The sequence below is a fragment of the Streptomyces sp. NPDC093591 genome, from assembly GCF_044764885.1.
Classification (GTDB): domain Bacteria; phylum Actinomycetota; class Actinomycetes; order Streptomycetales; family Streptomycetaceae; genus Streptomyces.
Map to the genome: position 1 here is coordinate 347,135 of NZ_JBIWIY010000007.1, position 26,591 is coordinate 373,725.

23 protein-coding genes are annotated in these 26,591 nt (G+C 70.6%); 8 read left to right on the forward strand and 15 right to left on the reverse strand.

The window, feature by feature from the left end; genetic code table 11:
- Positions 1-104 precede the first annotated feature (104 nt).
- The 3 genes from ACIREI_RS17690 to ACIREI_RS17700 form a co-directional block, all read right to left on the reverse strand.
- Positions 105-1,187 (reverse strand): S1 family peptidase, encoded by a 1,083-nt coding sequence (locus tag ACIREI_RS17690; RefSeq protein ID WP_403333584.1) that lies wholly within the window; start codon positions 1,185-1,187, stop codon positions 105-107.
- A 574-nt stretch (positions 1,188-1,761) separates the two neighbouring features.
- Entirely contained in the window at positions 1,762-2,667 is a 906-nt protein-coding gene (locus ACIREI_RS17695) for a S1 family peptidase (protein ID WP_403333586.1), read from the reverse strand.
- A gap of 424 nt (positions 2,668-3,091) precedes the next feature.
- On the reverse strand, positions 3,092-4,348 hold the full coding sequence (locus tag ACIREI_RS17700) for a DUF5685 family protein (protein WP_403333588.1): 1,257 nt from the start codon (positions 4,346-4,348) through the stop codon (positions 3,092-3,094).
- A 322-nt stretch (positions 4,349-4,670) separates the two neighbouring features.
- Here ACIREI_RS17700 and ACIREI_RS17705 point away from each other — a divergent pair, with 322 nt between their 5' ends.
- Positions 4,671-5,108, forward strand: a complete 438-nt coding sequence (locus ACIREI_RS17705) for a cell division protein SepF (RefSeq protein ID WP_062701561.1) — start codon at positions 4,671-4,673, stop codon at positions 5,106-5,108.
- 37 nt (positions 5,109-5,145) lie between these two features.
- On the opposite strand, the gene ACIREI_RS17710 is transcribed toward ACIREI_RS17705, so the two are convergent.
- On the reverse strand, positions 5,146-6,336 hold the full coding sequence (locus ACIREI_RS17710) for an acyl-CoA dehydrogenase family protein (RefSeq protein WP_403333590.1): 1,191 nt from the start codon (positions 6,334-6,336) through the stop codon (positions 5,146-5,148).
- Positions 6,337-6,839: 503 nt separating this feature from the next.
- The gene (locus tag ACIREI_RS17715; protein ID WP_403333592.1) at positions 6,840-8,441 is read right to left on the reverse strand and encodes an MFS transporter; all 1,602 of its coding nucleotides are present in this window, start codon (positions 8,439-8,441) and stop codon (positions 6,840-6,842) included.
- Positions 8,442-8,884: 443 nt separating this feature from the next.
- On the opposite strand from ACIREI_RS17715, the gene ACIREI_RS17720 reads away from it, so the two are divergent.
- Entirely contained in the window at positions 8,885-9,946 is a 1,062-nt protein-coding gene (locus tag ACIREI_RS17720; protein ID WP_403333594.1) for a phosphatase PAP2 family protein, read from the forward strand.
- Between the two features lie 101 nt (positions 9,947-10,047).
- Here the strand turns inward: ACIREI_RS17720 and ACIREI_RS17725 are convergent, their stop codons facing one another.
- Positions 10,048-10,263: an I78 family peptidase inhibitor gene (locus ACIREI_RS17725; RefSeq protein ID WP_048582474.1), complete on the reverse strand. Its 216-nt coding sequence runs from the start codon at positions 10,261-10,263 to the stop codon at positions 10,048-10,050.
- Between the two features lie 466 nt (positions 10,264-10,729).
- On the opposite strand from ACIREI_RS17725, the gene ctaD reads away from it, so the two are divergent.
- Positions 10,730-12,409 (forward strand): cytochrome c oxidase subunit I, encoded by a 1,680-nt coding sequence (gene ctaD / locus ACIREI_RS17730; RefSeq protein ID WP_403333596.1) that lies wholly within the window; start codon positions 10,730-10,732, stop codon positions 12,407-12,409.
- Positions 12,410-12,848: 439 nt separating this feature from the next.
- On the opposite strand, the gene ACIREI_RS17735 is transcribed toward ctaD, so the two are convergent.
- Both ACIREI_RS17735 and ACIREI_RS17740 read right to left on the reverse strand, forming a co-directional pair.
- Entirely contained in the window at positions 12,849-14,144 is a 1,296-nt protein-coding gene (locus tag ACIREI_RS17735) for an ABC transporter substrate-binding protein (RefSeq protein ID WP_403333598.1), read from the reverse strand.
- Positions 14,119-14,700: a hypothetical protein gene (locus tag ACIREI_RS17740; RefSeq protein ID WP_403333600.1), complete on the reverse strand. Its 582-nt coding sequence runs from the start codon at positions 14,698-14,700 to the stop codon at positions 14,119-14,121. Before ACIREI_RS17740 ends, ACIREI_RS17735 begins: the two co-directional genes overlap by 26 nt.
- Before the next feature lie 154 nt (positions 14,701-14,854).
- Between ACIREI_RS17740 and ACIREI_RS17745 the strand changes: the two genes are divergently transcribed.
- The 3 genes from ACIREI_RS17745 to ACIREI_RS17755 are packed head-to-tail and all read left to right on the forward strand — an operon-like array spanning position 14,855 to position 18,753.
- Entirely contained in the window at positions 14,855-15,331 is a 477-nt protein-coding gene (locus ACIREI_RS17745; protein WP_403333602.1) for a hypothetical protein, read from the forward strand.
- A gap of 12 nt (positions 15,332-15,343) precedes the next feature.
- Complete coding sequence (locus tag ACIREI_RS17750) at positions 15,344-18,079, forward strand: ATP-binding cassette domain-containing protein (RefSeq protein WP_403333604.1); 2,736 nt, start codon at positions 15,344-15,346, stop codon at positions 18,077-18,079.
- Positions 18,076-18,753 (forward strand): ATP-binding cassette domain-containing protein, encoded by a 678-nt coding sequence (locus ACIREI_RS17755; RefSeq protein WP_403333606.1) that lies wholly within the window; start codon positions 18,076-18,078, stop codon positions 18,751-18,753. The genes ACIREI_RS17750 and ACIREI_RS17755 overlap by 4 nt, the downstream gene beginning before the upstream one ends.
- Here the strand turns inward: ACIREI_RS17755 and ACIREI_RS17760 are convergent.
- Together ACIREI_RS17760 and ACIREI_RS17765 are read right to left on the reverse strand one after the other, a co-directional pair.
- Positions 18,686-19,228 (reverse strand): transglycosylase family protein, encoded by a 543-nt coding sequence (locus tag ACIREI_RS17760; RefSeq protein WP_403333608.1) that lies wholly within the window; start codon positions 19,226-19,228, stop codon positions 18,686-18,688. The two genes, ACIREI_RS17755 and ACIREI_RS17760, sit on opposite strands and share 68 nt — an antisense overlap.
- 118 nt (positions 19,229-19,346) lie before the next feature.
- Positions 19,347-20,024, reverse strand: coding sequence for a transglycosylase family protein (locus ACIREI_RS17765; protein ID WP_403333610.1), 678 nt, complete (start codon positions 20,022-20,024; stop codon positions 19,347-19,349).
- Between the two features lie 538 nt (positions 20,025-20,562).
- Between ACIREI_RS17765 and ACIREI_RS17770 the strand changes: the two genes are divergently transcribed.
- Positions 20,563-21,345 carry a hypothetical protein gene (locus ACIREI_RS17770; RefSeq protein WP_403333612.1) on the forward strand — a complete coding sequence of 261 codons (783 nt, stop codon included), beginning with the start codon at positions 20,563-20,565 and terminating at the stop codon, positions 21,343-21,345.
- 102 nt (positions 21,346-21,447) lie between these two features.
- The gene (locus ACIREI_RS17775) at positions 21,448-21,798 is read left to right on the forward strand and encodes a hypothetical protein (RefSeq protein ID WP_403333613.1); all 351 of its coding nucleotides are present in this window, start codon (positions 21,448-21,450) and stop codon (positions 21,796-21,798) included.
- Positions 21,799-21,845: 47 nt separating this feature from the next.
- Here ACIREI_RS17775 and der read toward each other — a convergent pair whose 3' ends face one another.
- The 5 genes from der to aroH form a co-directional block, all read right to left on the reverse strand.
- A complete protein-coding gene (gene der, locus ACIREI_RS17780) occupies positions 21,846-23,324 on the reverse strand; it encodes a ribosome biogenesis GTPase Der (protein WP_403333615.1) in 1,479 nt (492 codons plus the stop codon).
- Between the two features lie 81 nt (positions 23,325-23,405).
- Positions 23,406-24,098: a lysophospholipid acyltransferase family protein gene (locus ACIREI_RS17785; RefSeq protein WP_403333617.1), complete on the reverse strand. Its 693-nt coding sequence runs from the start codon at positions 24,096-24,098 to the stop codon at positions 23,406-23,408.
- Positions 24,056-24,742, reverse strand: a complete 687-nt coding sequence (gene cmk / locus ACIREI_RS17790) for a (d)CMP kinase (protein ID WP_403333619.1) — start codon at positions 24,740-24,742, stop codon at positions 24,056-24,058. Before cmk ends, ACIREI_RS17785 begins: the two co-directional genes overlap by 43 nt.
- A gap of 342 nt (positions 24,743-25,084) precedes the next feature.
- The gene (locus tag ACIREI_RS17795) at positions 25,085-26,170 is read right to left on the reverse strand and encodes a prephenate dehydrogenase (protein ID WP_403333621.1); all 1,086 of its coding nucleotides are present in this window, start codon (positions 26,168-26,170) and stop codon (positions 25,085-25,087) included.
- The gene (gene aroH, locus ACIREI_RS17800; RefSeq protein WP_403333623.1) at positions 26,167-26,529 is read right to left on the reverse strand and encodes a chorismate mutase; all 363 of its coding nucleotides are present in this window, start codon (positions 26,527-26,529) and stop codon (positions 26,167-26,169) included. Before aroH ends, ACIREI_RS17795 begins: the two co-directional genes overlap by 4 nt.
- Positions 26,530-26,591: the final 62 nt, after the last annotated feature.

Genomic DNA, 26,591 nt, shown 5'->3' on the forward strand with positions numbered 1-26,591 from the left:
CGAACCGGCACAGGCGCCGCAGGCACCCGGCACCAAAGCCGCACACCACACGAAAAGTCCCGCCCCTCACACACAGGGGCGGGACTTCACGAAGCGACGAACGATCAGCCGATCTCAGTACCCGTGGCCGACAGCGCCTCCGTCACCGGCTGGAAGAACGTCTCCCCACCGGAGGTGCAGTCACCGCTGCCACCGGACGTGAGCCCGATCGCCTTGTCACCGGAGAACAGCGAGCCACCACTGTCACCGGGCTCGGCGCAGACGTCGGTCTGGATCAGCCCGTTGACGATGTCACCGTTGCCGTAGTTCACGGTGGCGTCCAGGCCGGTGACCTTGCCCTCGTGCACCTGGGTGGTCGAACCGCTCCGCGTGACGGCCATACCGACGGTGGCCTCGGCGGCACCACTGATGGCCTGCGAGGAGCCGTTGTAGAGGTTGACCTCGCTCGGGTGGTCGACCTCGGCGGTGTACTTGACCAGCCCGTAGTCGTTGTCCGGGAAGCTGGAGTCCGCGTTGGTGCCGATCGCGTTGCCGTCCGCGTCCGACCACTCCGTGATGCCCTCGGTGCAGTGCCCGGCGGTCAGGAAGAACGGCTCACCGCCCTTGACGACGTTGAAGCCGAGCGAGCAACGCCCGCTGCCACCGGTGATGGCGTCACCACCCGCGATGAAGGGCTTGAACTCCCCCTTCGTCCGCTTGAGTTCCGCCGTGGCACCCAGCCCGTCGACGACCTTGCCGAGCTTGGCCCACTCGGCGTCGGACACCGTGCGGTCGGCGGTGACGACGACCTTGTTGGTCGCCGGGTCCGTCACCCAGGCGGTGCCGGGAATGGTCGCGTCCTGCTTGAGCGTCGTACGGGCGCTCTTCAGCTCGGCGAGGGAGTTCTCGACGACTCTGGCCTTGGCGCCGGCCGCCTCGACGGCGTCGGCGGCGGCCTCGTCGAGGACGTTCACGACCAGGTTCTTGGTCTGCGCGTCGTAGTAGGTCCCCGCGGCATCGGCGCCGAGGTCCTTCGCCAGCGTCGAGGCGAGCTTTCCGGCCGCGCCGACCGACAGCGTCTTCGGCGTGGACGCCTCAGGCGTCTCGCTGGCGTTCGCAGTCTGCAAGGTCACTCCCGCGGCAACCAGCGCGGCGATGCCCGCACCTGCCACGGCTGCACGCCGCTTGGGTATGCGTCGGTGCTTCAACTTACGTCCTCCTGTGGGGGGTCGGCCCGAGAGGTTGTGGGGACCTCACGAACCGGAAGGCGTACGGCCACGAAGGCGGCTCACAACAAATGCCGCGTCCGGGCCGGTTGAACAACGCTCACTATTCCGATGCCTGCAGGGAGCGCACAAGGTCGACTTCCGGACGCGCGTAGAACACGGTTGCACGCCCCTCGCCACCTTGACCGTGCACAGTCACACCCGCTCTCTTCACTCAGCAAACACCAGGAGCAAGCTACTCATAGGCAGTGCGTAAGGTCTACTCCTGTCTTGAATTCGACCCTCCACATCCCCGAAACCGAAGACCTCGACCCGCGCCCCCTTTTCCATAAACCGCAACAAATCCACCAGAATCGGAAGCACCAACACCGGAATCGGCAGCGTCAACGAGGAGCTCTCCTCGACCATCACGCCCCCAGGTATCCGGCCCGGACACAAGGGTGAGCCCCCGCACGACAGTTGCGTGCGGGGGCTCGAATGCTGCTGGCCGTAGGTCAATCCACGCCGATCAGGCCATACGGATCAGGCCATACGGATACCGGCGTGCGACCGAACGTCAGTAGACGCTGACGCCATAGGCGCTCAGGGCCTCCGTGACCGGCTGGAAGAAGGTCGTGCCACCGGAGGTGCAGTTGCCGCTGCCGCCGGAGGTCAGACCGTACGCGGTGCCGTTGCTGCCGTAGAGCGAACCGCCGGAGTCGCCGGGCTCGGCGCAGACGGTGGTCTGGATCAGACCGCCGACGACGTCGCCGCCGCCGTAGTTGACGGTCGCATTGAGGGCGGTGACCCGGCCGCTGTGCGTACCGGTGGTGGAGCCGTCGCGGATGACGGTGGTGCCCACGGCCGGCGTGGCCGCGCGGGTGATGTCCACGCCGTTCGCGGTGCCGGGCCGGCTGACGGACCCGGAGTAGCGCACGATGCCGTAGTCGTTGCCCGGGAAGCTGGAGCCCGCGGTCGAGCCGATGACCGTGGTGCGGCCGGAGTTGGAGTACCAGGTCCCGGCGCCGTCGGTGCAGTGGCCGGCCGTCAGGAAGTACTGGTTGCCGCTGCTGTCCTGGACGTTGAAGCCGAGCGAGCAGCGCCAGCTACTCGCATAGATGGCGTCGCCGCCCTGGATGAACTTGCTGAACTTGCCGGCGGTGCGCTTGATCGTGAGCGCGTCGGCGTTGCTGCCCGCCCGCTCCTTGATCTTCGCTATCTCCGCCTGGGAGACCGTGCTGTCGACGGTCACCATGACGCGGTTGGTCTTGCTGTCGACCGCCCAGGCGGTGCCCGGGATGTCGGCCTTCAGCACGGAGCCGCTGGCGCTCTTGAGCTCGGCGGCGCTGAAGGTGGTGGGAGAGTCGGCGGCGGTCGCGTTGGGGATCGCGATCGCGGCTGCGGCCACGAGGCCGGAGGAAACGGCGATCAGCCGGGTCCGTCTCGTAATGCCACTGCGGGGGGTGGTGCGCTTGATCCTCACGTTTCGTTCCCTCCAAGGGAAGTCGGGGGCCCGCGTGGGGTGGGGCCCGTGAGGCGCAGTCAGACGGCCGCACGTCCGGATTCCGAACACGCCGTGCCCCTGACAAGCGCTGAGGGGGAGTATTCGGCCGAACAGTGGGTAGCCGCAAGGGCGCCTTTCGGCCGTCAATCTTTGAACGATCTGTGCGAGTTGGCCGTCTCTGCCCCGGTCAGCCCTGCACTCGCCGCAGATCACGCTCCGCCTCGACGGCCGGGTCGAAGTCCCGTTCGCCGCACGCCCCCTCGCACACCAATACAACCGGCCGACGCTCCCGTGGACTACCTGAGCCCAACCCGGGCGCCTCCCCCACCATCGGCCGCCCATACTTCAGGGATGTCCGGAAGTCGCCTCTGCGGACACCCCTCCAGGGACCGCGAGACGGGCCCTAGCAGCCGTCGCAGGGGCAGCAGCAGTCGCAGCCGTCACAGTCGCAGTCACGGCAGCAGCCCTCGCGCTTCTTGCGGGACCACGGCCCCTCGTACTCCTTCGCGCAGCACAGCTTGCAGGTGCAGCACAGCAGCCAGAACATCCCGCAGCCGGCCCAGAATCCCCGCCGCCCCTTCGGCGGCTGAGCGGCAGGCCCACCACCGAACCCACCGAAGTCCCCACCCCCGCCACCACCATGACCCCCATGGCCACCACCACCGGGCACTCCCCCACCGCCCGCGTACGGGTTCCCTCCCGCGTACGGGTTCTGTCCGGCATACGGATTCTGCGGCGCCCCGTACGGTCCCTGCCCCTGCGGTGGCTGCCCGTAGGGCCCAGGCTGATGCGACGCACACATCGGCACCGTGCCGAACGCCCGGTCCACCGACCGCCGCAGCTCGTGCACGAGCAGCAGATGCGCGAGCTTGGCATCGCCGAACTCGACCTCGCGCAGCGCCAGCCGCACCCCCCGTACGGCGTCGTCGGCGAGCCGGCGCGCCTCGGGCAGCGAGGTTCCGGTCGCGGTGAGCGGGTTCCAGGCACCCGACTCGGCGTCGGCCGCCTGGTCCTCCACGGCGTCCAGGAGGTGCGCCAGCCGTCCGAAGAGCCGCCCGGCCTCGGCGAGCGGCTCGGCGTTGTGCGGCCGTCCGGCCAGGATCGCGGTGTGCGCGAAGGCGGCGGCGGTCGCCGTCTCGGTCGGTTCGGTGACGGCGAGGATCGGCGTGCCGGGCCCGGCGAGCGCCTCGATGCCGACCTGCCGGTCCACGGCGTCGACGAGTACGGCGGTGTCGAACCCGACGGCGGACCCGGTACGGGCACCCGCCGCACCCCAGCCGGAGGCCACCCGGCGCGCGGCGAGCGCCACGGGCTTACGGGCCAGCAGCCCGTCCCCGTCGGCCACGTGGTCCCGCACCTTGGCCGAGGCGAGCACCAGCGAGACGGCGGCGGCGAGCCGCGCGCCCTCACCCTGGGCGACGGACGCGGTCCGCATCCCGCGCAACGCGCACGGTCCCGCCGTACGCCGCATTCCACTGTTCTTCTCGGCCTGAGCCTCCGTCAGAACAGAGATGAGAAGGCCGTCGTAGTTCGTGACGATCCGCGCGAACTGACCGTGGTCCCCGCGCAACGAGAGGCACAACCCGCACAAATGCGCCATCCATTCACCGGTGAGCTTCTCCCCGAGCCGATGACGACATGGCCTGACGATTCCGAACACGACGCCCCCCGTGGTTCTTACGACGCTTCTCACTGCCCTGAGCTGCCGCATCGTATCGACCTTGGTACAGATGGCCACGGCAGGCCCGTTCACCCGTACGCACCCAGCGTCACCCATACGCCGTGAAGAATCATATTTCACTCACAGTCAGCAGCCGTACGTGGCATGCCCCTTGGGGGACACGGGCTCTCGACGGATTCGCTGTGCACCAGTACCGTCACAAACCCCCCGCGCGGCGTCTATCCACTTGGCACGACGTCCGCATCATGGATGACCATAGGGATGCGGAATGTAAGAGAGACCGCTGTGAGAGGAGGCGTCCATGGGATCGGTGCGCAAGGCGAGTGCCTGGCTGGGCCTCGTTGACGACAACGATGACGAGCGTTACTACGACGACGACTACTCCGAAGGGACCGAGCCCGGGGACGCCTGGGTCACCGACCCGCGGGTCAAGGTGGCCACGGATGTCGCCGAGGAGAAGGGCCGCCGTATCGGCACGGTCACTCCGGACAGCTTCCGGGACGCCCGCGCCATCGGCGAGCTGTTCCGGGACGGGGTCCCGGTCATCATGAACCTCACGGCCATGGAGCCGGCCGACGCCAAGCGCGTCGTCGACTTCGCGGCGGGGCTCATCTTCGGTCTGCGCGGTTCGATCGACCGCGTGTCCAACCGTGTGTTCCTGCTGACTCCGGCCGACACGGAGATCATCAGCGGGGAGGCGTCGCAGCACCGCACGGACGGCTTCTACAACCAGAGCTGAGGCAGGGCCGCTCGCCGGCCCTGCCCCCTGGTGGGGATCAGCGGAAGGCGTCGAGTCCGGTGAGCGCCTTGCCCAGCACGAGCTGGTGCATCTCGACGGTGCCCTCGTAGGTGAGCACCGATTCGAGGTTGGTCGCGTGCCGCATCACGGGGTATTCGAGCGAGATCCCGTTGGCACCGAGAATCGTCCGGGCCGTACGGCAGATGTCGATGGCCTCGCGGACGTTGTTGAGCTTGCCGAAGCTGACCTGCTCGGGACGCAGGCGGCCGGCGTCCATGCGCCGCCCCAGATGATGGGCGAGCAGAATCCCCTTGTGCAGTTCGAGCGCCATGTCGGCGAGCTTGGCCTGGGTGAGCTGGAAGCCACCGATCGGCCGACCGAACTGCTCCCGCGTCTTCGCGTATTCGACGGCGGCCTCGAAACAGGATCGCGCCGCACCCATGGCACCCCACACGATCCCGTAGCGGGCGTGCGAGAGACAGCTGAGCGGCCCCTTCAGACCGACCACCTCGGGCAGCACGGCCTCAGCGGGCAGCCGTACGTCGTCGAGCACGAGTTCGCTGGTCACGGACGCGCGCAGGGACAGCTTGTGCTTGATCTCCGGCGCGGAGAACCCGGAGATGCCGGCGGGCACGACGAACCCGCGAATCCCTTCCTCCGTCTGCGCCCACACGACGGCGACCCCGGCGACGGACCCGTTGGTGATCCACATCTTGCGCCCGCCCAGCACCCAGTCGGAACCGTCCCGCTTGGCGTAGGTCCGCATCGAGGCGGGGTCGGACCCGTGATCCGGTTCGGTCAGCCCGAAGCACCCGATGACCTCACCGGAAGCCATCCGAGGCAGCCACTCCTGCTTCTGCTCCTCGCTCCCGAACCGGTGAATGGCGTACATGGCGAGGGAGCCCTGCACGGAGACGAGCGACCGGATCCCGGAGTCGGCGGCCTCCAGCTCCAGACAGGCGAGCCCGTACTGCACGGCGGAGGCACCGGCACACCCGTACCCGTCGAGGGACATCCCGAGAGCGCCGATCCCCCCGAGCTCCCGGGCGAGCTCACGAATCCCGGGCAGCTCGCCCTTCTCGTACCACTCGGCGACATACGGCACCACCCGGTCCGCGGCCCATTCCCGCACGGTGCTCCGAATCGCCAGGTCCTCGGGCTCCAGGAGATCGTCGATGCCGAGGGGGTCGGCAGGGTCGAACGGTGGCAACTTCGAGGACGCGGACATGGGACACCCTCCGGCAAGGATTAAAACTAGCGCCGCTAGTTACGACTCTGCGCAGACGCTACGACGCAGTGTCCCGCACGTCCAGTACGACTCCGACGCACCGCGGCGGATTCCCATGCCGCGGCGGTTTCCACATGCCGCGGCCGTTCCCACGAACCGCGGCTCTTCCGCGCATCACGGCTGTTCCACGAACCGCGGCTGCCCCACGCACCGCGACCACCCCACGTAGGTTGCCCCGCGCACCGCGACAGCCTCACGAACCGCGGCCGCCGCACACACCGCGACCACCCCAGGTACCACGGTCGCCCTACGGACCACAGCAGTTCCACGAACCGCGACCGCCCCACGCACGCGCCCCCCACACGCAACGCTCCACACACGCAACCGCTCCACACACGCGACCGCCCACACACCGCAAGCCGCCGACGGCGACCAGCCCCCACAGGAGAGGTCCACCCATCAACGAACTGGAAACGGGTGGTGCGTGGGCGGGAGAAGGTTGGTCACACCGAGACGCGGGACTCCGCGACTTCCCTCTGCGCAGGCAACTCCACGGCAGGCGCCTCACACTGCATGACCCGCGGCAACCGCAACGCCATCACCGCCCCCAGCAGCAACAACCCCGCACTCACCAGCAACGTCACATGCAGCCCGTGCACAAAACAGTCCCGAGCCGCCCGCTGCAGGGCCACCCCCGCAGGCCCGCCCAGCTGCGCAGCAACCTCGTAGGCCTCCCCCAACGAGTGCGAAGCCGCCGCGGAGGCCGACGAAGGAACACCCGACACGCTCGTCAGCCCGGGGGCATACGCCGCGTTCATCACGCTGCCCAGCAGCGCGATGCCGATCCCCGCACCCAGCTGGTACGACGTCTCGCCGATCGCCGCCGCCCCACCGGCCTGCTCGGGCGGAGCCTCGCTCAGCATCGACTCGTACGCCCCGAACAGCGTCGTCTCCAGCCCGAAGCCCAGCAGCACGAACCCGGACAGCAGCAGCGCGGGATTGTCCTCGCCGCCCATGGCCGTCAGCAGCAGCACCGCGACGGCCGTCAGACAGAACCCGGCGCACACCATCCGCCGGGGCCCGAACCGCCGCAGCATCCGCGCCCCCGCGAGGCCGGACGCCATCGCCGCGAACGTCAGCGGCAGCAGCCGTAGCCCCGTCTCCAGCGGCGACAGTCCCAGCACCAGCTGCAGATACTGCGCGGCGATCAGTTCGAGTCCCACGAGCGCGAGCATCGCCAGCACGATGCACCCGACGGACGTACTGAAGGCCGGCCGGGCGAACATCCGCAGGTCCACCAGCGGAAACTCCCGGCGCCGCTGCCGTCGCACGAAGAGAACCAGCAGCACCGCGCCGACGACCAGCGGCGCCACTGTGAACACGCTGGCCACCGCCTCTCCGCCGCCGAGCCGCTTCACGCCCAGGACGACACCGAACAGACCGCCCGCCGCCATCAGCGCGCCGACCACGTCCCAGGGGCCCTTGCCGTCGCCCTTCGACTCGGGCAGCAGCAGTCGTCCCACCGGGAGGCTGATCAGCATCAGCGGGATGTTGACGAGGAAGACCGAGCCCCACCAGAAGTGCTCGAGGAGGAAGCCGCCGAGCAGGGGTCCGACCGCCGCGCCCACCGCGGCCACCGCGCTCCAGATGCCGATCGCGAGGGCCCGCTCACGCCGGTCGGGGAAGACCTGGCGCAGGATCGACAGGGTCGCGGGCATGATCATCGCGCCGCCGACGCCGAGCAGGGCACGGGCCAGGATCAGCACCTGTGGGTCGTGCGCGAGGGACGCGAGGCCGGAGGCGAGGCCGAAGAGGCCGTACCCCAGAAGCAGGACCCGTCTGCGGCCGACGCGGTCACCGAGCGTGCCGAAGAGGATCAGCAGCGAGGCGCAGACCAGCGGGTAGATGTCGACGATCCAGAGCAGTTCTATCGCGCCGGGCCTGAGGTCCTCGGTGACGGCGGGCACCGCCACGTGCAGCACGGTCGCGTCGACGGCGACGAGGAGCAGGCTGACGCACAGGACGACCAGGACGACCCAGCGGTTGGCACCGGCCCCGGCCGCCCGACGGCGCAGCGCAGCGGCGGCCGTGGTCGTCCCGGACATGTACGTACCTCCCAGATGTTCCCTCGCCCCGGCGGGCTCACGGGGTGGGGACTCCCCGTGACTCGGCCGGAGAGGAGCGGTGGTCTCCGGCCCGCGCAACGAAGGCGAGTGACTCGTCAGAGTACGCGAGTCCGCGTCGGCGCCGAGTGGCGGACCTCTCAGACTCCGCACAGAGCGCGTGTGGCGTACGCCACGTCCGACCGCACGGCCGCCCCTCCCGCGGTGAGCTCCAGGGGAATTCCATCCCATCATTCGGTGAACCAATTCATAAGCAGCGAAAAACGAGCTGCCGAAATGATCAAAGGAATTGAAGGATGTAGCGCCCGGCGATTACGGATTCCTTGGAAATAAACCTCCTCCTGAGAGGAATCCCACATCACATCGTCATCACAAAGCCGTGGAATCGCCCTTGAACTGCGCTCACTCGCTGTAACGTCGATTGGGTGCGTACCGAACGAAAGCTGACCCGTCTGGACCGGGTCTTCGCCAGGCTGGACCGGGAGCCGGAACGTCCGGCCCACATCGATGTGCCGCGGATGACGCGGCACAGGATCGTGCTGTTCGCATCGACCCTGGCCTTCTACGGGGCCATCGTGTGGGCCATCGTCATCACCTCCTGGCTGGTCCGGCTCGACTGGCAGGTCATGTTCTTCCGTCCGTACCAGCAGTGGGCGGAGATCCACGCCTTCGTCGACTACTACGTGGTGCTCGGCCAGCGCGGCCCGACCGCAGTGATGGTCGCGGCCTGGCTGGGCTGGCGCTCCTGGCGCCAGCACACGCTGCGGCCGCTGCTCGCGCTCGGCGTCTCGCTGCTGCTGCTGAACGTCACAGTGGGCGCCGCGAAGCTCGGCATGGGCCGCCTCGGACCGCACTACGCAACGACCGTCGGCTCCAACGAGATGTGGCTGGGCGGCGATATATTCCCCAGCGGCCACACCGCCAACGCCGTGGTGACCTGGGGAATCCTGGCGTATCTGGCCTCGACCCCGAGAGCGCGCCGCTGGCTGTCGGCCCTGTCGGCGGTGACCTCGCTGGGCGTCGGCCTGTCCACCGTCTACCTCGGTACGCACTGGCTGAGCGACGTTCTGCTGGGCTGGGCCGCAGGCCTGCTGATCCTCCTCGCCCTGCCGTGGTTCGAGCCGCTGATCGCCCGCTCCGAGAGCTGGATCTTCGACCTGCGCGACCGCTGGCGCGAGCGCCGGGCCGGCGCCACGTCCTCCCCCGCTCCCGAACCGGCTCGCGCGGGGGGACCCCCGTCGGCCACCCCGGTCGCGGCCCCCGTGATGCTCAAGCCGCGCCCCACGACCGCCGACGACGAGGTCGCGGCGTGCGAATCGGCCCCCGTGCCCCGCTCGCCCCGGGCGCCCGTCTATCTGGCGCCCGGCCCGCACACGGCGCGCGCGGAGCGCACTCCGGTCACCCCGATCGGCAGCCGCCGCCCGCCGCACCCGGACCGCGTCACCCGCGGCGCGGCCCCGGCGGCCCGCCCCCTCGCGGGCGGCTGACCTTCCCGGACCGCGGGTTCGGTACGCACGACCACCCCGCGGCGCGACGGCCCCGGTTCCTCGACAGGAACCGGGGCCGTCGCCCTGTGTCAGCCTTTTCGTCAGCCCTTCCAGGCTCGCGCCACCTGGCCGTCCTTGACCTCGAAGTTCAGGCGACCGCTTCGGTATTCCATGGTGATGATCGCCCCCGGCGGCAGCGAACGCACCGTCGACCACCCGCGGTCACGGGCGAGTCGCTCGGCCCGGCCGGCGTCGAGACCGACATATGCGTCCGGGCTGTCCTGGGGTTCGGCAGGGGGTTTCGGAATGGGTGCCATGCCGCCACGCTAGGGCCTGGGCGAAGGATCGGGCCAGTGTGGGCCGGGAACCTTTGTAGCGGCCATCCAGGTCACACATCCCCCTCCGGTCACGCTTTTGTCACAGAATCACGACACGCGTTTCGGCCACGCTTCGTCACACGGACGAGCGGATCCATAGGCCTTCCGCAGGCACTTCCACAGGCATTCGATCGTAATTTCCGCGTGTCGCACCGCCCCGGCCAATAGCCCGCCGGAAAAGTTCCCGGGGAGCTGTCCCCGGAGGCCCTGGCGGACTCCTATTCCCCCGATTCCGCGCGGGCCCCGGGAGGCGGTATCGCACAGAAAGTACATGGTTCCACCACAGGATCTCCGTACGCCCCCTGTCGGAGCGCTGTCGGCGCGAGCATCATGGCGTGAGCTCGCGTCGGCGCGTGCGGCGCGGGCTTTCAGCGGGCCCGGGGCGCTACGAGCGAAGGGGCGAGCGATGGGGACGCAGACCGTACGGGCGACGGCACTGCCCGAGCGGACCAGAGAGCCCGGACGGGTGATCGTCGACTGGTTGACCACCACCGACCACAAGAAGATCGGCCATCTCTACCTGATCACGTCGTTCGGGTTCTTCCTGGCCGGCGGCGTCATGGCCCTGCTGATGCGGGCCGAGCTGGCCCGGCCCGGGACGCAGTTGCTGAGCAACGAGCAGTTCAACCAGCTGTTCACCATGCACGGCACGATCATGCTGCTGCTGTTCGCGACCCCGACCTTCGCGGGCTTCGCCAACGAGCTGATGCCGCTGCAGATCGGCGCCCCGGACGTGGCCTTCCCCCGGCTGAACATGTTCTCGTACTGGCTGTTCCTGTTCGGCGGCCTGATCGTGATGGGCTCGCTGATCGTGCCGAGCGGGCCGGCCTCCTTCGGCTGGTTCGCCTACGCGCCGCTCAACAGCCTGGAGCGCTCGCCCGGCATCGGCGCCGACCTGTGGATCATGGGCCTCGCGCTGGCGGGCTTCGGCACGATCCTCGGCGCGGTCAACTTCATCACCACGATCATCGGGATGCGCGCCCCCGGCATGACGATGTTCCGGATGCCGATCTTCGTGTGGAACACGCTGTTCACGTCGATCCTGATCCTGATGGCGTTCCCGGTGCTGGCGGCGGCGCTGCTGGTGCTGGAGGCGGACCGCCGGTTCGGCTCGGTGGTGTTCGAGGCGGGCAACGGCGGGGCGCTGCTGTGGCAGCACCTGTTCTGGTTCTTCGGCCATCCCGAGGTGTACATCATCGCGCTGCCATTCTTCGGCATCATCAGCGAGATCATCCCGGTCTTCTCGCGCAAGCCGCTGTTCGGCTATCTGACGCTGGTCGCGGCGACGATGGCGATCACCGGTCTGTCGATCGTGGTGTGGGCGCACCACATGTTCGTCACGGGCGCGGTGCTGCTGCCGTTCTTCTCCTTCATGAGCTTCCTGATCGCGGTGCCGACGGGCGTGAAGTTCTTCAACTGGACCGGCACCATGATCAAGGGCTCGCTGTCCTTCGAGACCCCGATGCTGTGGGCGTTGGGCTTCCTGGTGACGTTCCTGTTCGGCGGACTGACCGGGGTGATCCTGGCGTCGCCGCCGATGGACTTCCACGTCTCCGACTCGTACTTCGTCGTCGCCCACTTCCACTACGTCGTCTTCGGCACCGTCGTCTTCGCGATCTTCGCCGGGTTCCACTTCTGGTGGCCCAAGTTCACCGGGAAGATGCTCGACGAGCGACTGGGCAAGATCCACTTCTGGACGCTGTTCGTCGGCTTCCACACGACGTTCCTGGTGCAGCACTGGCTGGGCGCGGAGGGCATGCCCCGCCGTTACGCCGACTATCTCGCCGCCGACGGCTTCACGGCGCTGAACACGGTCTCGACGATCGGCGCGTTCCTGCTCGGTATGTCGACGCTGCCGTTCCTCTACAACGTCTGGAAGACCGCCAAGTACGGCAGGAAGGTCGAGGTCGACGACCCCTGGGGCTACGGCCGCTCCCTGGAGTGGGCGACCTCCTGCCCGCCCCCGCGGCACAACTTCACCGCGCTGCCGCGGATCCGCTCCGAGTCCCCGGCGTTCGATCTGCACCACCCGGCACATGCCCTGGAGGCTCCGCAGCCCGAGCCTGAGAGCGAGCAAGCCCCCTAGCTAAAGGCGTGGCCGGCACCCGGCATTCGACGCTCAGGTTGCCTTGTCGCGTCTCGTAGGGGACTCGGGAAGCGAGGGAGTGCACCTTCATGGCACCCGGAGCCAAGCGATGCGGCTCCCCCTCCGTCACACAGGCGTACGCGTCCCAGTGCCCCTCCGGCAGGGCGACACTGCTCGGCAGGGCGGCGCGCAGGCGGCCCGTCGTGGCCGGGGCCAGGGGCAGGGTGACCTCCTCGTGGCCCTCGCGGTGCCGCAGCACCAGGTGGGCCGCCTCGGTGACCCCGGCCGAGGTGACGTCGAAGGTCAGCCCGCCGGCCGAATCCGCGATGCAGTCGGCACGCAGGGGTACTGCCTGCGACACGGGCGTCATACGCTGCGCTTCCTCCTTCGGCTCTGTGCTCTGTCGGTTGGACCGACGATGCGGCCTTTTGGTTGCCCGTCACGGCTGGTACGACAGTTGCGGGACCTCGAAGCACATGCTGTTCATGTCCCCTTGGGAGACCCAGCCCCTGCCGTCCTCCCAGCGGGCCACGGACAGACAGGTCCGACGGCTCTTCGGCGGCTCGGCCAGCCGCTCGAACCTGACCGGGATCAGCAGGCCGTCGGCGGTGTACCCCTGGCTGCGGTTCATGAAGTCGTCGACACACGCGCGCGTGACGCCCTGTCCGGCACACGACTTCGCCGCGTCCGTGAACCACATCGCCGCGGCCCAGCCCTCCAACTGCCACTGCGAGTGCGCCTGCAGGCCCACGGTGCCGTCCCGGAACTCCCGTACGGCGTCCTGGTCCGTGTCCTCGAAGTTGCGGGACGATCCGGTCGCCCACAGGGCGTTGCGGCAGCGCGGGGAGTCCTTGTACTCCTCGGCCACGGTGGAGGTCCAGTTCTGGACGTTCGTGACCTTGGCGGTGACGTCGGCGCCCACGTCGTCCATCGCCTCGCACAGCCGGGCGTTGCCGTGGCTGTCGATGGCGTCGAAGACGAGGTCGGCACCCTGCTCCTTCAGATCGGCGGCGACCGCCCGGAAGTTGGGCAGCGCGAAGTCGACCTGCTCGGTGACCACCTTGTAGCCCTCGGCCTTCAGCCCCCGCTCGACGAGTCGGGCGTAGGCGGCGGACGCGGGCTGGTTGTAGGAGACGACGGCGGCCGTACGGGCGCCGTGCTCGCGCTTGAAGTAGCGGTAGACCTCCGTGCCGCCGTACTGCTTGCCGTCCCAGCCGGTGGTGCCGTTCCGGGGCGCGAGGCTGCCGTAGATGCCGTACAGGTGCGGATGGGTGTCGTAGGCGGCCCCGATGGGCTGGCCGCCGATGTCGGGCACGCGCGCGCGTGAGACGCGGGAGGCGCCCGCGTAGTCCAGGGCGGTGGTGGCGACCAGAGCGACGACCTTCTCCTCGTCGATCAGCTCGTGCACGCACTCGTTGTTGCCGACGCCGCTGCCGCCGTCGTCGCACTCGCGCACCTCGACCCGGCGCCCGTCGATGCCCCCGCGCGCGTTGAGGCGGTCGAAGAAGGCCTTGGCGCCGTCGCGCGGGCCGGTGAAGGCGCTGCCGCCGACGGGGCTGGTGGCGCTGGTGATGATGCCGACGCGGATCGGGGTGCGGTCCGCCGCGGTCGCCGAGGGCGTGCTCCGGTCGCGGTGCTCGAAGTCGCTCTCCGGCAGCCGGCTGCCGCACGCCGTACTCAGAGTCAGCACCATCACGGCGATCGCCGCCTCAGCACCCCGGGATCGGCGACCCATTGCCGCTCAACTGGACCAGCGCGCACAGCGTCTTGGCGGACACCTTCCAGGTGCCGTCCTGTTCGACCGCGGTCCCGGAGGCGTTCGGCAGGGCGGTCGCGCCCTTCAGGGTGAGGTCGTACGTCACGTTCGCCTCGGTCGGCGAGGTGAACTCGACCTTGGAGACCTTCGCCTGGACCTGTCCGCCGCGCTCGTCACCGCTGAACGCCTGCAGGACCGGCGCCATCCGTTCGCCGTTCTCCAGGACGGTCTGCTTGTCCTCCAGGGACGTCTCCGGGTCGAAGAACTTCTGCCAGTTCTGCTTGATCTCCGTCTCGGCGGCCCCCACGTCGGCGGGCGCCGTCGCGGCCGGCGACTGCTCGGTCGGCTCGGTCCGCTCGACGGTCGGTGTCGGCGGCGTCGCGTTGCCGCCACCTCCCTCGTCGTCGCTGCAGGCCGCGAGGGCCGGGGCGAGGAACAGGAGCAGGGCGGCCGCCACCGCGGTCCCCCGTCCCGCCGCCCGTGGGCGACGCCCCTTGGGGACATTGCTCCGCCTGAGGTCGCTCCCGAGAACCATCTGGCTCACCACCGGGTGTCGATCCGGGCCGTGTGCGCCCGGTGCTTTCAGGGTCAGCTTGCAGGGGGCATAGTGCAAGCCATTGGCTGACATGGACAGGCACAGCGCAGAAACCCGCTGTGCGTGCCCCGAACCCGACGTGTGGGAGCCGGCGATGCGGACAGCCCGACTGCGGACCGTGCACCCCGTCCTGTGGGCCGGCTGGGCCGCGCTCGCGGCGGGCGCGGTGCTGTGCGTCATCGGCTGGTACGGCATCTCCGGCGAGCGGTTCGCCGAGCGGCAGCTGCCGTATCTCGCGTCCTGCACGATTCCCGGCGCCGCGCTGATCATCGCCGGGGCGGTGCTGCTGACCCACGGCCGGGGCGCGCTCGCCGCCGCGCGCGTGGAGGAGCTCTACGGCCTTCTGGTGGCCGCCGAGTCCGCCGACGCCGAGGAGGCCGGGCAGGCGGCCGCGGCGCCGCTCGCGGTCAGCGCGGACCTGCTGATGGTGCCCGGCGGCACCCTCTGGCACCGCGCGGACTGCCCGCTGGTCGCCGGGAAGGCGGAGGCGGTGCCGGTCGATGCGAAGCTGGTGAGGAGCGGCGAACTTGGCCCGTGCCCGATCTGTGAGCCTGCCGAAGCGGATGACTGAAGCGGATGACTGATGTCCTCCCTGACGTACGACCTCACCCTGGCCGGCCTGTCGGTCGGCAGCGCCGCCGCGCTCACCGGGATCGGTCTGGTCGTGACGTACCGCGCGACCGGGGTGCTGAACTTCGCGCACGGGGCGATCGCGATGGTGTGCGCTTATGTGCTGCGGCAGTGCGTGGTGGAGTGGGGCTGGCCCCTGTGGGCGGGCGCGACGGTGACGCTGCTGGTGGTCGCGCCCGGTATCGGGATGGTGCTGGAACGGTTCGTCTTCCGGCCGCTCGCGGTCCTGGGCAGCGACCCGGCGCAGACCCTGGTCGCGTCCATCGGCGTGTTCGTGCTGCTGGTGGGCGGGGCGGCGCTGCTGTGGGGCCAGGGGGCGCGGGACGACGCGCCGGAGCTGGTGTCGGCGGATCCGTGGGGTCAGCTGGCGGTGGCGCTGCTGCTGGCGGCCGGGGTCGGGGCTGTCGTCCGCTGGACCCGCTTCGGGCGGGAGGTCCGTGCCGTCGTCGACGACCGGCAACTGGCCGTCCTCGGGGGCATCGACGCCGACCGGGTGGCGGCGGCGGGCTGGGCGTTCGGCTCGTTCACGGCGGGCCTGACGGGCGTGCTGCTGGCGCCGTACGTCCGTCTGGACCCGTACGGCATGCCGCTGCTGGTCATGGAGGTGGTCGCGGTCGCGGTGGCCGCGCGGATGCGCAGCCTGCCGGTCGCGGTGATCGCGGCGCTGGGCATCGGCGTGGCCCAGAGCCAGCTGACGCGCCTGCACCCCTCCGGCTGGGGCGCGCCCCTCCTGCAGGCCGTCAGCACGAACCTCTTCGTCGTGGCCCTGCTGATCGCGGCCCTGGCCCTCCCTCGCGTCGGCACCCGCGACGCCCTGCCCCGCACGGCCACCGCGCGCGTGCCGACCCCGCCGGGCGCCTGGATCGTGGCGACGGTTCTCTTCCTGCTCCCCCTGGGCTTCGCGGGCTCGGACCTGCACACGTCGGTCCAGGTCCCGGCGCTGGCCGTGGTGCTGCTGTCCCTGGTCGTGGTCACGGGCCGGGGCGGCCAGATCTCCCTCGGACAGGCGGCCTACGCGGGCCTCGGCGCCCTGTTCACGGCCCTGCTGGCGGCGGGCCGCTTCCCAGGCCTGCCGCGCCTGCCGGAACTCGCGGCACTGGCGCTGGCGGTCGTCCTGGTGGCTCCGCTGGGTCTCCTCACGGGCTGGCCGGCGATCAGCCGCCGGGGCCTGGCCCTCGCCCTGGCGACGTTCGCGGTGGGCGTCGGCGTGAGCCGCTTCGTCTTCACCCAGCCGTACGCGATCTCGGGCCTCTCCCTGGGCCGCCCGGCCGGCTTCGAGGGCGACCGCGCCTACTACGTCCTGGAACTGGCCCTCCTGGCGGCCGCCCTGCTGGCGACCCGGCTGCTGCGCCGGGGCCGCACGGGCCGGGCCCTGGCGGCGATGCGGGACCACGAGCCGGGTGCGTCGGCGGCAGGCGTCCAGGTGCCCTCCTTGAAGCTCCTGGCCTTCGTCTCGGGCGCCGCCCTGGCGGCACTGGGCGGCGGCCTGCTCGGCATGGGCCTACGCGCCTTCGACCCGGCCGCCTACGACCCGGTCCGCGGCCTCCTCTGGTTCGCCGCGGTGGTCGTCCTGGGCGCCGACAGCACCCTGGGCGCCCTGGCCGCGGCAGCCCTCCTGGTGGGCCTCGACGCCGGCGCCCGGGGCGGGGTGGCGGCGGCCCTGATCGGGGTGCTGGCGGTGCTGGTGGGCCGCTTCCCTGGAGGGCCGTACGAGGCGTTGCGGACGGCGGCGGGGAGACGGCGGCGAAGGGCGAGGCTCACGGCGTTGGGGGCGGAGGTACGGAGGCGACTGCGGCCACCGGAGCGAGGACCTGCGTCCGGGCCTACCTCGGCGGGTTTGACGGCGCAGCCCCGACGAGCCGCGGCCGCCGACGGCGCTCACCCCCCACAGGGGCCACCCGCACCCGACGACGAAAGCAGCACGGGTGGTGCGGATGGGACCCCAAACGCGGCCGAAGGCCGCGTGCACCACCACGCACCCGCACCCAACGACGCCACCCTCACCACCCACCACCTCCAGGCCCGCTACGACACCTTCACCGCCCTCCACGACGTCACCCTCACCGTCCCACCCGGCCACATCACCGCGATCATCGGCCCCAACGGCGCCGGAAAGAGCACCCTGTTCCACTGCCTGGCCGGCACCCACCGCCCCGCCCACGGCCAAGTCCTGCTCGGCACCCGAGACATCACCCGCCTGCCCGCCCACGCCCGCACCCGCCTCGGCATCGCCCGCACCTTCCAGCAACTGGCCGTGTTCCCTTCCTTGACCGTCGCCGAAAACGTCCGCGTAGGCGCCGAGCAGGGCCGGGTCCGAGACCCCGCGGCCGTGGAGCGAGCCCTCGGCCTCCTCGGACTCGACGGCCCCGTAAGGGCAATGCCCGCCGCGGACCTCCCCACCGGCACACTGCGCCGCGTCGAACTGGCCCGCGCCCTCGCGGGCAGCCCGCGCGTGCTGCTGCTCGACGAACCCGCCGCCGGCCTCGACACCGCCGAAGTCAACGCACTGGCCCGGGTCCTGAAGGCCCTCGCCGCCGACGGCACGGGCCTGCTCGTCGTCGAGCACGATCTCGACCTGGTCGCCGACCTCGCCGACACCGTGCACGTCATGGCGGCGGGCCGCATCGTCGCCTCCGGCCCACCCGACCGCGTGCTCGACCTCGCGGGCTCCCAGGAGACCGCCGTATGACCACGATCTCCCTGCGCCACGCGCGCGTGCGCTACGGCCCCCTGGAGGCCCTCCACGGCGTCACCCTCGTCGCCCCCGGCCCCGGCCTCACCGTGCTGCTGGGACGGAACGGATCCGGCCGTACGACCGCGCTGCGCGCCCTGGCCGGCACCGTGCCCCTGTCGGGCGGCGCGGTGGTGTGGGACGGCGCCGACGTGACCCGTATGCCCGCGGACGAGCGGGCCCGCCGCGGACTGTGCCTGGTACCCGAGCGGCAGGCGACGTTCGGCTCCCTCACCGTGCGCGAGAACCTCGAACTCGCGGCCGAGTCGTACGACATCGCCCTCGACGCCTACCCCCGGCTCGCGCCCCTCCTCGCACGCCGGGCCGGCACCCTCTCCGGCGGCGAGCAGCGCATGCTCGCCCTCGCCCGTGCCCTGCTGGCACGCGCGCGCGTGGTACTCGTGGACGAGCCCGCGCAGGGCATGTCGCCCACGGTGGCGGCCCGGACGTACGAACTGCTGAGCGGACTCGACGCCTGCGTGATCGTCACCGAGCAGCGCCTGCCGCGCGTGCTGCGCGGCAGGGCGGCGCTCGTCCACGAACTGCGGCGGGGCGTGGTCGTGTTCAGTGGAGAGAGCGGCGAGTGGGAGCGCCGTGCAGCGCGCCGAACCGGGTCGAGCCCTTCCGGATGAGCTGCGACGTCTTCGAGGTCAGGCGGTCCACGACGCTGGGCCTCTCCAGCTGCATACGGCCCTTGAGCCCGTACCGCCTGGAGCAATGCGGCCAGGCGCCCCATCCCTGCACGGCCACGACTTTACGGGCGATCGCGATCTGTTCCTGGCGGGTGGCGAGATCCGCGCGCGGGGCGTACTTCCCCCCGCCGAAGCCCTCCCAGGTCGACTGCGAGAACTGCAGCCCCCCATAGTGGCCGTTGCCGGTGTTGATGCTCCAATTGCCGCCGCTCTCGCACTTGGCGACACAGCCCCAGGGCCACTGGTCCTTGGCACAGCCGTACGCCGCGGGTTTGGGCGGCGGTCCGGGGGCCGGTGGTGGCGCCGTATGGACGTGCTGCGTCGGGTGCGTTGGCTGCGCCGCGTGCGACGTTCCCGGGAGAACGGCGGTGAACAGTGCGGCGGCCAGGGCGATCGTGAGTCGTGTGCATTTCATATCAGCACGCTAGGCAGCTCATTGCGGTCGGCCGGGGCGGCGCGTCCGACGACCGCCGGGGCCCCACCCGGTCGGCGGACCGAGTGGGGCCCCACGCCCGGTGCGGCAGGCGACGCACTCAGAGTGCGAGGCGCTGTCCGGGCACGATCAGATGGGGATCACCGCCGATGACGGACTTGTTGGCGGCGTAGAGCCGCTCCCAGGTGGTTCCGTGCCGGGCGGCGATGCCGCTCAGCGTGTCGCCCTCACGGACGGTGTGGTCACCGCGGGACGAGCCGCGGTTCGGGTGTCCCGCCGAACGCTCCGGCGTCCGCGACGGAGTCGACGGGGCCGCCTTGGCGGAGGATGTGGCGGCGGAGGGGGCCGAGCCGGTGGCGGGCGCCGCGGGTGCGTCTCCCCACGCTCCGGCACGGGCCGAACAGGTCGGCCACGCACCCCATCCCTGGGCGCGCTGGACCTTGGTGGCCACGGCGATCTGCTGGGCCTTGCTCGCCTGGTCCGCCGTCGGCGCGTAGGCCGTACCGCCGTACGCGCGCCAGGTGGAGGGGGCGAACTGCAGTCCGCCGTAGTAGCCGTTGCCGGTGTTGATGTGCCAGTTGCCGCCGCTCTCGCACTGTGCGATGCGGTCCCACACTCCGCCGTCCGCCGCCACTGCGTTGCCGGTGGCGGCCAGCAGCCCGAGCGGGGCGAGCAGTGCCGCCCCGGCGAGGACCGCCGTCGTACGAGTCCGGCTCCGGTTCGGAGCCTGCTGCGTCTTGAGACCGTTGCCGTGAGTGTTATCGGCACATTCGGACATGTAGTTCCCTCTCGAAGGACCCGGGGTCCCCCAGGGCGAAGCGCCGCTCCCACGCCATGGGGCGCGTGAGTCGCGCTCACCCCCGTCCGCCGGAGTGGTGCTGCGAGCCGGCTTGTTGCGGCCGGCGGACGTACCCGAGCGGTGCTCGTTGCACACGGCCGAGGAATCTAGGGAGGGCGCACGGTCGGCATCAACCAACTCCTTGTCACTCCAGGCCAGTTCGCCGTTACCTCCGGTATCGGCGATTTCCGGCCACCCACTTCATTCGCTGATTTCCGGATTTGTCGACCACCACCCCCGACGATCTGTGACGCACCCCACGCAGTCAACTTCCTTGGGTTTCCGAGGAGTTGACGATGAGTACGCGATTCCGCACGCGAGGTGACCGTGCGCTGTGGATGGTTCGATTCCGTTCGCCCGAGTGCGTGACTCCCGCCACAGATCGTCCGTTGTCTTCTTCATGAGCCCGGCACCCGCCCGGTTCACGGGCCGGGAGCCACCCGGCCCCGCCACGCACCGCACCCCGAGGGAGCCAACCGTGCCGCGCATGCTCGACGTCAGCGACGAGGTACGTGCCGAGATCGGCGACGAAGAAGCCGACCGGCTGCTCGCCGGAGAGAACGCCCCCGGCAGTTACGACTGCACGTCCTGCCGCACCCCGGGCGACTCCGAACAGGAGCGCACCAGCACCGTCCTGTTCATCGGGGACGAGACCGCAGTCCTCGCCTTCGCCCACGCCACCTGCCTGCCCTCGCAGGTCGTCCAGGTCACCGAGGAGCAGTTGCAGGGTGCCGTGAAGTCCATCACCGGCGACCGGGTCGATCTGGAGCCGGAGTCGATCGTGCCGGAGCAGGCCGTGCTCGGCGTGACCAGCGGACTGGTGCTGATCGCCGGGGAACTGCACCCCGCCCTGGTCGTCGAACCGACCGGACCCATCGTGCGCCCCGGGGCGATCGGCGCCGGGGACGACTTCCTGCCGCTGCTCATCGAGCAGGGGTTCATGCCGGTGACGGAGCTGGCCGACGTACCGCCGGTGCTGCACGGCTGGTCCGTGCTGCTGGCCATGGGGCAACTGCACGCGGTCCTCCAGCCCGGGACCAACGGCGGCCAGCCGGTCGCCTGGTGGCAGGCGCATCAGCCGTTGCTGGTGACCGACGGCTGGCGCGCCGCGGCAAACAAGCACCAGCAGGTGCTGATGTTCGCGGCACCGGTGGGTTCGATCGGGCGCCAGCCCCGGGAGGACCTGCTGCGGGAGGCACTGGACAAGGCCGCGGCGAACGGGAAGTTGGTAGGGGCCGCACTGCCTCTCGCGGGGACCTGAGCGCGCCCGCCCCGCGCCCCGGGACGTTGCCGACGCCCCGATGAGCAGGCGATCCTTCACGGCCAGCCGCATCTCTTCGACCGCGGGGTCGTTTGGACATACGTGCATGCATACGACGTTCCCCGCCATCAGGGCGGCCCCTCGCCCACGCCGATCTACGACGCGCTCTACGCCGAGTACGTCAAGTCCTTCCGCTCGCTGCCGGGTGATCGCAGCGGTGAGGAGGAGCTGGGGTTCATCGCGTTCGGGAACATCCCGCGCAGTACGGGCTCGTACGGGGGTCACCGCCCGGGGTCGTTCAGCAGCTCGTACACCGCCTACAGCGCGGGGGCACAGAGTGCGCGCCAGGGCCACGGCCAGCAGCCGCAGTGGCAGCGCGTCGGGCACATCGGGCCGCAGGGCACGGGGATGCACCACGTCCCGGCCGCGCTGCCACCGGCGCGCAGAGGCTGAACACACGGAAGGGCGGCCCGCACCGGGCCGCCCTTCCGTCATGTCCGTTACTTCTTCTTGCCGCGCTTCTCGCGCACCCGCACCGAGATATGGATCGGCGTGCCCTCGAAGCCGAACTCCTCGCGCAGCCGGCGCTCGATGAACCGGCGGTAGCCCGCCTCGATGAAGCCGGAGGCGAAGAGCACGAACCGCGGGGGCTTGGTGCCGGCCTGGGTGCCGAACAGGATGCGGGGCTGCTTGCCGCCGCGGATCGGGTGGGGGTGGGCGGCGACCAGCTCACCGAGGAAGGCGTTCAGGCGACCGGTCGGGACGCGGGTCTCCCAGCCGGCGAGCGCCGTCTCGATCGCCGGGACCAGCTTCTCCATGTGCCGTCCGGTGCGCGCGGAGACATTGACCCGCGGTGCCCAGGCGACCTGGCCGAACTCGGTCTCGATCTCCCGCTCCAGGTAGTAGCGGCGCTCCTCGTCGAGGGTGTCCCACTTGTTGTAGGCGATGACCATCGCGCGGCCCGCCTCCACGGCCATCGTGACGATGCGCTGGTCCTGCACCGAGATGGACTCGGAGCCGTCGATCAGGACGACGGCGACCTCGGCCTTCTCGACGGCGGCCGCGGTGCGCAGCGAGGCGTAGTAGTCGGCGCCCTGCTGGAGGTGGACGCGCTTGCGGATGCCCGCCGTGTCGACGAACTTCCAGGTCACGCCGCCCAGTTCGATGAGCTCGTCGACCGGGTCACGGGTCGTACCGGCGAGTTCGTTGACGACGACGCGCTCCTCGCCCGCCACCTTGTTCAGCAGGGACGACTTGCCGACGTTCGGGCGGCCGATGAGAGCCACGCGACGCGGACCGCCGATGCCGCCCCCGCCGAAGGACTCGCGCGGGGCCTCCGGCAGCGCCTCCAGGACGGCGTCCAGCATGTCGCCGGTGCCACGGCCGTGCAGCGCGGAGACGGGGTGGGGCTCCCCCAGTCCCAGCGACCACAGATACGCGGCGTCCGCCTCACCACTGGGACCGTCGACCTTGTTGGCGCACAGCACCACGGGCTTGCCGGCCTTGCGCAGCAGTCGTACGACGGCTTCGTCGGTGTCGGTGGCACCCACCTTGGCGTCGACGACGAACACGACGGCGTCGGCGGCCTCGATCGCGAACTCGGCCTGCGCGGCCACGGAGGCGTCGATGCCGAAGACGTCCTGCTCCCAGCCACCGGTGTCGACGACCTTGAAGCGGCGGCCCGCCCACTCGGCCTCGTAGGTCACGCGGTCCCGGGTGACGCCGGGCTTGTCCTCGACGACGGCCTCGCGGCGCCCGATGATCCGGTTGACGAGAGTCGACTTGCCGACATTGGGCCGGCCGACGACGGCGAGGACGGGAAGCGGCCCATGACCGGCCGCCTCGATCGCCCCCTCGACGTCCTCGAGGTCGAAGCCCTCTTCCGCGGCGAGCTCCATGAACTCCGCGTACTCGGCATCGCCAAGCTCTCCGTGGTCGTGCTCTTCGAGCGAGCCCTCGGAGTGGATGTGGTCGTTCATGAAGTCCGTACCTCGTTCATCGTGGTGATCGGTGGACCGCCCGGTGCCTTTGTGCCGGTCTGATCCACTACTCAGTGTCGCCTAGCGACCGGTCAGTCGCCTGGCGTTTTCCAGGTGCGCGGTGAGCTGCTTCTGGATGCGCTCGGTCGCCTCGTCCAGCGCCTTGCGGGTACGCCGGCCGCTGCCGTCGCCCGCCTCGAAGGGGTCGCCGTACACGACGTCGACGCGGTGCCGCAGCGGAGGCAGCCCCTTCATCAACCGTCCCCGCTTCTCGGAACTTCCCAGCACCGCGACCGGGACGATCGGGGCCCCGCTGCGCACGGCGAAGTAGGCGAGCCCCGCCCGCAGCGCGGCGAAGTCGCCCTCGCCCCGGGTGCCCTCGGGAAATATCCCGAGCACACCACCGTTCCACAGCACATCGAGCGCCTGCGTGATGGCCGTGCGGTCGGCGGAGTGACGGTCCACCTTCAGCTGGCCGATGCCGGTCAGGAAGGGGTCGAGCGGGCCGACGAACGCTTCCTTCTTGATCAGGAAGTGCACGGGGCGGGGCGACACGCCCATCACCATCGGCCCGTCGATGTTGTGGCTGTGGTTGACCGCGAGGATCAGCGGCCCGGACGCGGGCACCTTCCAGGCACCCAGGACCCGAGGACGCCACAGCCCGTACATCAGGCCGACGCCGATGCGCCGCCCGACCTCGGCGCCCCGCTCGGAGGGCGCGGACGCAACGCTCACTTCCCGGCCCGCTTCTCCTCGACGAGCGTGACGACGCACTCGATGACCTGCTGCAGCGTGAGCTCGGTGGTGTCCACCTCGACCGCGTCGTCCGCCTTGGCGAGCGGCGAGGTCTTACGGCTGGAGTCGGCCGCGTCGCGCTTGATCAGCGCCTCGCGGGTCGCGTTGACGTCGGCGCCCTTCAGCTCGCCGCTGCGGCGGGCGGCGCGGGCCTCCGGGGAGGCGGTGAGGAAGATCTTCAGATCGGCGTCGGGCAGCACGGTCGTACCGATGTCACGCCCCTCGACGACGATGCCGGCCTCCGCAGAGGTCGCCAGGGTCCGCTGCAGCTCGGTGATCCTGGCCCGCACCTCCGGCACGGCACTGACCGCACTGACCTTGGAGGTGACCTCCTGGGTGCGGATCGGGCCGGCCACGTCGGTGCCGTCGACGGTGATCGTCGGGTTCGCCGGGTCGGTGCCGGACACGATCTCGGGCTTGCCGGCCACGGCGGCGATCGCGGTCGGGTCCTCGATGTCGATCCCGTTGGTCACCATCCACCAGGTGATCGCCCGGTACTGGGCGCCGGTGTCGAGGTAGCTCATCCCGAGCTGCGCGGCGACGGCCTTCGACGTGCTCGACTTGCCCGTGCCGGAGGGGCCGTCGATGGCGACAATCACGGGCTTGGCGGCACCGTTTTCCACGGGGGAACACCTTCCTGGTGCGGTGAGGCGGGAGGGGCGGGGCGCGAACGTGCCCCGCACAAGGTTACTGGGTGCGGCTCACTCATCCGGCCGCACACTTCCCCGACGCCGGTCCGGGCGTCCCAGCCCGTCCGGCGTACGAGGACAAGTCCGAACCGCCCCGAGCCCCCCACCCACCCGCGGGGACCTCGCCTCATGGCGCTGACGACTAATTCTCAGCACCGGCCCAGGCATCTCAGCCCGTCCGGCGTTTGAGGACGAGGCCCGAAGGGCCGACAGCGGGGGTCTGGGGGCGCAGCCCCCAGGGGACGGGACGGGTAGGGGCGGCGGGGGCGAGAAACCCTACTGCCGGATCGCCCAGCCCCGCTCCCGCAGCGCAGCACTGAGCACCGGCGCCGCCTTCGGCTCCACCATCAGCTGAACCAGACCGGCCTGCTGCCCCGTCGCATGCTCGATCCGCACATCCTCGATATTGACCCCGGCCCGCCCCGCATCCGCGAAGATCCGAGCCAACTGCCCCGGCTGGTCGTCGATCAGCACCGCGACGACCTCGTAGACCCGAGGAGCCGCCCCGTGCTTGCCGGGCACCCGCACCTGCCCCGCGTTCCCCCGCCGCAGCACGTCCTCGATCCCGGACGTCCCCTCCAGCCGCTTGGCATCGTCGGACGACTGCAGCGCCCGCAGCGCCCGCACCGTCTCCTCCAGATCCGCGGCGACATCCGTGAGCAGATCGGCGACCGGCCCCGGATTCGCGGAGAGGATGTCGATCCACATCCGCGGATCGGACGCCGCGATCCGCGTCACATCACGAATGCCCTGACCACACAGCCGTACGGCCGCCTCCTCGGCGTTCTCCAGCCGCGCGGCGACCATGCTGGACACCAGGTGAGGCATGTGCGACACCAGGGCGACCGCCCGGTCGTGGGCGTCGGCGTCCATCACCACCGGCACCGCACGGCAGTGCGAGACCAGCTCCAGAGCGAGGTTCAGCACCTCGGTGTCGGTGTCGCGGGTCGGCGTCAGCACCCAGGGCCGGCCCTCGAAGAGGTCCCCGGTCGCGGCCAGCGGCCCGGACTTCTCCCGGCCCGACATGGGATGCGTACCGATGTACGCGGACAGATCAAGCCCCAGCGCCTCCAGCTCACGCCGCGGCCCGCCCTTGACGCTGGCCACGTCGAGGTAGCCGCGGGCCACCCCCCGGCGCATGGCGTCGGCGAGCACCCCGGCCACGTGCGCGGGCGGGGCGGCGACGATCGCGAGGTCCACGGGCCCCTCGGGGGCCTCGTCCGTGCCGGCGCCGAGCGCGGCCGCCGTACGGGCCTGCTCCAGGTCGTGGTCGGCGAGGTGGACGACGACGCCACGCCCTGCCAGCGCCAGCGCGGCGGACGTACCGATGAGGCCGGTTCCGATGACGAGTGCGGTTCTCACTGGGCGATGTCCTTGCGCAGGGCGGCCGCGGCACCGAGGTAGACGTGCGCGATGTCGGCGCGGGCCTTGTCGGACTCGATGTGCGCGAGGACACGCACGACTCGGGGCATGGCGCCGGCGATGTCCAGTTCCTGGGCGCAGATCAGCGGTACGTCGACGATGCCGAGCTTGCGGGCGGCGGCCGCCGGGAAGTCGCTGTGCAGATCGGGCGTGGCCGTGAACCAGATGCTGATCAGATCGTCCGGGCCCAGGCCGTTGCGCTCCAGGATCGCGGTGAGCAGGGCCCCGACCTGCTCGTCCATGTGGCCGGCCTCGTCCCGCTCCAGTTGGACGGCCCCCCGGACCGCTCGTACCGCCACGGCTTGGCTCCTTGCTGCTGTACGGATCGGCTCTTCGCCGGTCCAGCCTAGTCAGCCCGGTC

Excerpts from the sequence above, each read along its gene's own strand:
- ACIREI_RS17705 (WP_062701561.1), top strand. The coding sequence starts at position 4,671 with ATGGGATCGGTGCGCAAGGCGAGTGCCTGGCTGGGCCTCGTTGACGAC.
- ACIREI_RS17710 (WP_403333590.1), bottom strand. The coding sequence starts at position 6,336 with ATGTCCGCGTCCTCGAAGTTGCCACCGTTCGACCCTGCCGACCCCCTC.
- ACIREI_RS17715 (WP_403333592.1), bottom strand. The coding sequence starts at position 8,441 with ATGTCCGGGACGACCACGGCCGCCGCTGCGCTGCGCCGTCGGGCGGCC.
- ACIREI_RS17725 (WP_048582474.1), bottom strand. The coding sequence starts at position 10,263 with ATGGCACCCATTCCGAAACCCCCTGCCGAACCCCAGGACAGCCCGGAC.
- ctaD (WP_403333596.1), top strand. The coding sequence starts at position 10,730 with ATGGGGACGCAGACCGTACGGGCGACGGCACTGCCCGAGCGGACCAGA.
- ACIREI_RS17735 (WP_403333598.1), bottom strand. The coding sequence starts at position 14,144 with ATGGGTCGCCGATCCCGGGGTGCTGAGGCGGCGATCGCCGTGATGGTG.
- ACIREI_RS17740 (WP_403333600.1), bottom strand. The coding sequence starts at position 14,700 with ATGGTTCTCGGGAGCGACCTCAGGCGGAGCAATGTCCCCAAGGGGCGT.
- ACIREI_RS17745 (WP_403333602.1), top strand. The coding sequence starts at position 14,855 with ATGCGGACAGCCCGACTGCGGACCGTGCACCCCGTCCTGTGGGCCGGC.
- ACIREI_RS17750 (WP_403333604.1), top strand. The coding sequence starts at position 15,344 with ATGTCCTCCCTGACGTACGACCTCACCCTGGCCGGCCTGTCGGTCGGC.
- ACIREI_RS17755 (WP_403333606.1), top strand. The coding sequence starts at position 18,076 with ATGACCACGATCTCCCTGCGCCACGCGCGCGTGCGCTACGGCCCCCTG.
- ACIREI_RS17760 (WP_403333608.1), bottom strand. The coding sequence starts at position 19,228 with ATGAAATGCACACGACTCACGATCGCCCTGGCCGCCGCACTGTTCACC.
- ACIREI_RS17765 (WP_403333610.1), bottom strand. The coding sequence starts at position 20,024 with ATGTCCGAATGTGCCGATAACACTCACGGCAACGGTCTCAAGACGCAG.
- der (WP_403333615.1), bottom strand. The coding sequence starts at position 23,324 with ATGAACGACCACATCCACTCCGAGGGCTCGCTCGAAGAGCACGACCAC.